This is a genomic window from Reinekea sp. (assembly GCF_982785585.1).
Map to the genome: position 1 here is coordinate 41,544 of NZ_CEYAVF010000028.1, position 5,564 is coordinate 47,107.

The 5,564-nt window shown below is 53.9% G+C and carries 6 protein-coding genes; all 6 read right to left on the reverse strand.

Going from position 1 to position 5,564, the window contains the following annotated elements; genetic code table 11:
- Positions 1 to 95 precede the first annotated feature (95 nt).
- Complete coding sequence (locus AC4FIC_RS11565) at positions 96 to 1,637, reverse strand: aldehyde dehydrogenase family protein (RefSeq protein WP_100256836.1); 1,542 nt, start codon at positions 1,635 to 1,637, stop codon at positions 96 to 98.
- Positions 1,634 to 2,551, reverse strand: a complete 918-nt coding sequence (locus tag AC4FIC_RS11570; RefSeq protein WP_227003821.1) for an NAD(P)-dependent oxidoreductase — start codon at positions 2,549 to 2,551, stop codon at positions 1,634 to 1,636. The genes AC4FIC_RS11565 and AC4FIC_RS11570 overlap by 4 nt, the downstream gene beginning before the upstream one ends.
- A gap of 217 nt (positions 2,552 to 2,768) precedes the next feature.
- Complete coding sequence (locus AC4FIC_RS11575) at positions 2,769 to 3,323, reverse strand: DUF3299 domain-containing protein (RefSeq protein WP_100256834.1); 555 nt, start codon at positions 3,321 to 3,323, stop codon at positions 2,769 to 2,771.
- Between the two features lie 26 nt (positions 3,324 to 3,349).
- Positions 3,350 to 4,609 (reverse strand): ABC transporter permease, encoded by a 1,260-nt coding sequence (locus tag AC4FIC_RS11580; protein ID WP_100256833.1) that lies wholly within the window; start codon positions 4,607 to 4,609, stop codon positions 3,350 to 3,352.
- A complete protein-coding gene (locus AC4FIC_RS11585; protein WP_100256832.1) occupies positions 4,606 to 5,310 on the reverse strand; it encodes an ABC transporter ATP-binding protein in 705 nt (234 codons plus the stop codon). Before AC4FIC_RS11585 ends, AC4FIC_RS11580 begins: the two co-directional genes overlap by 4 nt.
- A gap of 39 nt (positions 5,311 to 5,349) precedes the next feature.
- A partial coding sequence (locus tag AC4FIC_RS11590) for a ZrgA family zinc uptake protein (RefSeq protein WP_476194997.1) occupies positions 5,350 to 5,564 on the reverse strand: 215 nt, incomplete at its 5' end.

Below are 5,564 nucleotides of genomic sequence, written 5' to 3' on the forward strand. Positions count from 1 at the left end.
ACAATTCACAGTGACAAACCACAGTTAAAAACCACAGTACCCCAAGATCGGGCGGCCCAAGAACTCGCAGCAGACGCAGGCAAAACATGGATCGATCATTCGACCGAATAGCCAAATTGTGTCGCTGGGTCCCGGGCGGTCTCGACCCATACACTCTTGGTTCGAGTGTATTCCAGCAGCCCTTCATAGCCACTGGAGCGGCCATAGCCGCTTTGGCCAAAGCCTCCAAAGGGCGACATCACATTGATCGCCTTATAGCAGTTAACCCAAAAGGTGCCGGCGTTGACCTGGGCGGCCAGACGATGGGCCCGGCCCACATCGGCGGTCCACACGGCGCCGCCGAGGCCGAACCGGCTGTCATTGGCGATACCAATGGCGTCGTCTTCGTCATCGAAGGGAATCACCGACAGCACCGGACCAAAAATTTCTTCCTGGGCGACGCGCATACGATTGTCGACATCGGCCAAGACAGTGGGTTGGAAAAAATAACCGTTCTGACCACCTGCAACCTGGGCACGTTGGCCGCCGGCCGCAATCACCGCACCGGCTCGCACCCCATCTGCGACCAGCGACTCAACGTGCTTAAACTGGGTTTCATTATTGATCGGGCCAATCAAGGTCTGTTCTGACCAGGGCAGCCCGACCTCTAACTTGCGGGCGGCATTGGCCACCCGCTCGACCACCTGGCTATAGATGCTGCGCTGCACCAGCAGGCGCGAGCCCGATACACAGCTCTGCCCGGCTGCGGCAAACACCGCCGCTTGGGCACCGACCACGGCCCGATCGATGTCGGCATCGGCGAAGACAATATTGGCCGACTTGCCGCCCAGTTCGAGCACGCAAGGGATCACCCGCAGTGCTGCGGCACCGGCGATGGCCGCACCGGTTTTGGGTGAACCGACAAAAATCACCTTGGCCGTGGCGCGGTGGGCGATCGCCGCCGCACCGGTGGTCTGGCCATAGCCATTAATGACATTGACCAGACCGGATGGCACGCCGGCATCCTCAATGAGCTTGGCCAGCACCGTCGACGTGAGCGGAGTCAATTCAGAGGGCTTAAGCATGACGGCATTGCCGGCACAGATTGCCGGGGCAATTTGCCAACCGGCGGTAAAGACCGGGGCGTTCCAGGGGGTGATCTGGGTGACCACACCATAGGGTTCGTGACGGGTATAGTTTAGATGACTGGTCGGCACGGCAATCACCTGGCCGGTCAGCTTGTCGCACCAGCCGGCGTAGTATTCAAACATTTCCGCTACCTTGGTGACCTCAACTCGGCAATCGCGCACCGGCTTGCCGGCCGAGATCGATTCCAGCTGGGCCAGCTGTTCCGTGGCCGCGCGCACCTGCACACTGCAGCTCCACATCAGGCGCGCCCGAGCACTGGCCGCCAGGCCCCACCAGATAATTTGGGCTTTCAGCGCCGCCTCGGCCGCAGCCTCGACCACCGAATCCCCGGCGTCCTTATAGGTCAAAAACACCTCAGCGGTCGCGGGATTGATCAGGTTGATGGACGCACCCGTACCCGGCACCAGTTCACCGCCAATCCAACTGCCAAATTCAGCGTCGATGGTAAAAAACGTGGCCAGCAAGGCCGCTACTTCTGCGCGGCCAGAGTGTGTCAGCACAATACTCATAGCAGATCCCCTGGCGCGACGGTTTTAACAATGCAGTTGAAGTCATCCTGATCCGCAAGAGTCGCCTCGCTGGCCGCCCACTGCGCGCCAACCAATTGGGCTAGGGGCAGCTCCAAGCCAGTCTGTTCAATCAGTTCCAGCGCCAAGCGCAAGTCTTTGCGCATCAGTTGCATGGTAAAGCCAGAATCGAAGCCCTCGTTGAGGATCCAGCGCGGAAAATTGACCTCGCTGATGGCACTGCGACCGGAGCCGGCGTTTAGGCCGTCCAATAAGGCCGCGGGATCCAGCCCCGCCTTGCGCCCGAGCGCGACGGCTTCGGCGGTACTGACCAGATGGGCAGCACAGAGCAGGTTATTGATCAGCTTGGCCGCATGACCGTTGCCCGACGGACCGAGGTGGACCACCTTTGAGCTCAGCGCATCGAGAAAGGGTTGAGCGCGCACCAGATCGGCCTCAACGCCACCCACTAGCATTACCATGGTGCCGCCTGCGGCACCGGCGGGGCCACCACTGACCGGTGCATCGAGTAGCGCCAGACCTCGCTCGGCCAGGCTTTTAGCCAGGGACCGGGTGACATCGGGCTCAGAGGTCGAGGTATCAATCACCAGGGTATGGGCTTGGGCACAGTTCAGCACACCCTGTTCACCCAACAACACCTCTTGCACCTGCTTAGCCGCCGGAAGTGACAGCAGAATCACATCGACCTGCTCGCACAGGGCGGCAATGCTCTCGACCACCGCCACACCCAGCGCGCGCGCCGAGGCCTGTTGGGCCACACCCAGATCGGTCCCGTAAACCTTGAAACCGTTACGCAGCAGTGTCTGGCACATACCGTTGCCCATGTTGCCCAGGCCTATAACACCTATTGTTTGTTGACTCATCTGGTATTGCCTCCGCTGATGTGCGCTGTTGATACCCCAAACAGCCTGTTGATCTCATTCTCGACCAAACAATGTTTAAGAACAACGCTACAGCAATAGCGTTCTGTTGCTTTTTTAGCAACAGTAATCATGGAATAGGCAGGTTGGGTTTACGTCAAGTGACTGGAATTGGCAGATTGGGGCGAGACTCGAACTTGAACGGTTGTGGTCAGGCAAGGTTCTATGCCCCTCACCCTGGCCTTCTAGTCGATTAGATGTAGGGCTCGACCGAGTCCCCATACAGGGTATACCCGGCGGCACCCAGCTCCGAGTCCATGCGTTCAACCCGCATCAGCCCGTTGACATAGACTGGGTAGTATATGTCATCAATCTGCACACCCTCCTGCAAAATAACATAGACAATCTGATTAGGTGGCGGTGGCGGGCTGTGAATACAGGCACCATAGTAAGGCACTAACAAAAAGTGGGTTATTTTGTCGCCGTCAAACTCCAATGGCACCACGAAACCGGGGATCTTAATCCGCGTTTCATTGTATTCCTTGGTCACGGGTGCATTGTCTTGCAAGAACTGTAATTGGGCATACAGCGCATCGGCTTCGGCACCGCCACTTTGCAGAATCTCGCTATCGTATTGCTCGATCAGGTTATTTTGCAGCGCTTCCAAATCATAGTCGGCAGGAATAAGTTGCTCCCAACTGACCGGAATATAGTCCTGTTGTTTAGCGACGGCGACACCGATAGTAAGGGCCGTTATTGCCAAAAGACACAATGTGACAACACTCAACTTATGCAATTTCTTAAACATTCTGCTTCCTTAGTAAGGGTTGATTTTTAAAGGTTAGCGCTGAGCCCGTCGCTGAGCGATTGTCGATAGGCGCGATAGCCGGGCAAAACACCGAGTACCGTAGCGGTCAACAGAAAACCGAGTAAAATGTATATCATGCTTTCATTCGGCCAACCCACCGTTAGCGCAATGCCATAGTGAGATTGCACATAGGCATTGGCCAACAACATCATAACAGTGTGCAAGATATAGCCCGTAATGAGACCCACTACACCGTAAAAGCCCGACTCAATCATCAGCAACCCAAGCAATGTTTCGCGCCTCGCGCCTAAGGCGCGGAAGATCGCAATCTCCCGGCGTCGCTCGTTCAAGGTGGCAATAATAACGGTGACCATGCCAATTAAACCGGTAATAATCACCATAATCGAAACCGCTAGCAAAGCATTTTCGGCGATCGCAATGAGCTGCCAAAGTTCTTGTAACGCAGCGCCTGGAATGACCGCGAGCAAGGGCTCTGAACTGAAATCGTTGACCAAGCGTTGAAACGAAAACACCTTTAACCGGGACGTCATGCCAAGCAAGAAAACCGTGATTGCCTCGGGCTCGAGGTCCATCGCTAAGGTGTCAGCAACACTGGTAGCCTTACCTTGCCGTTTCACCCCTGATTGCCAATCGACATGCAACGCGGTTATACCTTCCAACGGTATATGCAATGACTTATCGACAGGCGTGCCCGTCGGGACGAGTATGCCTACCACCTTGAACGGTCTATCATCATGTTTTTCGAAGGAGGTACTGCCCGTGCCGTGGCCAACGACGATGTTATCGCCAATATTGTAGTCTAACTGGCTGGCAACTTCGGCCCCCAGAACCACTTCGAAGACATCATTAAACCAAACGCCCTGTTGCACTTCGATGGCACGCTGGCGGCCATATTGGTAGTGCAGCAAATAATCGTCATTGGTGCCAATCACTCGATAACCGCGATGCGAGTCACCCAGCGAGATTGGAATGGTCCAAGCAATGTCTGGATGGCTTTTTAATTCTTGATAGCTGAGCCAGCTGATATTATTGGTCGCATTGCCCATGCGAAATACCGAATAGAGCAATAAATTCAAACTGCCGGTGCGAGCACCCACAAGTAGGTCAGAACCGGATAGCGTATTGGAAAAACTGTTTCGGGTATCGCTGCGAATGCGGTCAACACTTAATAACAGGCAAACGCTTATCGATACCATGAGCAAGGTCAGCAGAGCTGTTGTTTTGCGATTCCATAAACTCTTTAGGGCTAAATGAGTCCAATTCATAGGTCACTACCTGCTGGAGATGTTTGCAGTGCAAAGGAAGTATCAAAGTACGGCAATAAATTCAGGTCGTGACTGACAAAAACGAGCGAACTGCCAATACTGCTGCACTGATCGACCAACACGGCCATGAAGTTATCGACATTCTTTTGATCGAGTGATGAGGTCGGCTCGTCTGCAATGATTATTTCCGGCGACCCGATCAATGCTCTGGCTGCTGCAACACGTTGTTGTTGACCAACGCTCAAGCGAGAAATTTTTTCTTGAAACAAATTCTCCGGAACTTTCAACTGCGTGAGCCAGTGTTTAGCTTCATCAATTAGGGCTATTGAATGACGTGAATGTCCACGTCTGCGTAGTGCGGATATTTTGATCGGCAGCAATACATTCTCCAGGACCGATAAATACGGCAATAAATTAAATTGCTGGAAAATATAGCCTAGGTGATCGGATCGAATTCGGTCCCGTTTACGATTACTGAGGCTAGAAAAGGGTTGGCCAAGTAGTTTGACCTCACCGCGTTGCGCGACCAGCACACCACTGAGGATATTCAACAAGGTGCTCTTACCGCTGCCGCTGGCTCCGTGAATAAACAGGGATTTACCGAGCGGTAGCGACAGCGATGGGATATCGAGCGTTGCGGGCGTGTTCTTTTGCCATGAAAAGGCAAGATCACACAGTTCAAAAGCATAGGCTGATGTCATTAATAACTTCGGGGAGCTATGCTCCCCGCCTCTTAATAATTAAAATGAAATGACAGAGTTTCCAGGTGACAATTCAATAGAACCTTGGCCAGCGTCCATTATGAAATCTACGTCTAAATCGGTAAGGTTTTCAAAGTACGAAAACAGCGGGAACTCCACCTTACGCACTAGCAGCGGGTTCTCGCAGCTATAAGTCCAGCTTGCTTCGATATCTGAATGACCGGAGTCATTTTCGTGGTCATTTTCGTGGTCAT

Bases quoted from the DNA above. Each gene is read 5' to 3' on its own strand.
- AC4FIC_RS11565 (WP_100256836.1), bottom strand. From the start codon at position 1,637: ATGAGTATTGTGCTGACACACTCTGGCCGCGCAGAAGTAGCGGCCTTG.
- AC4FIC_RS11575 (WP_100256834.1), bottom strand. From the start codon at position 3,323: ATGTTTAAGAAATTGCATAAGTTGAGTGTTGTCACATTGTGTCTTTTG.
- AC4FIC_RS11580 (WP_100256833.1), bottom strand. From the start codon at position 4,609: ATGAATTGGACTCATTTAGCCCTAAAGAGTTTATGGAATCGCAAAACA.
- AC4FIC_RS11585 (WP_100256832.1), bottom strand. From the start codon at position 5,310: ATGACATCAGCCTATGCTTTTGAACTGTGTGATCTTGCCTTTTCATGG.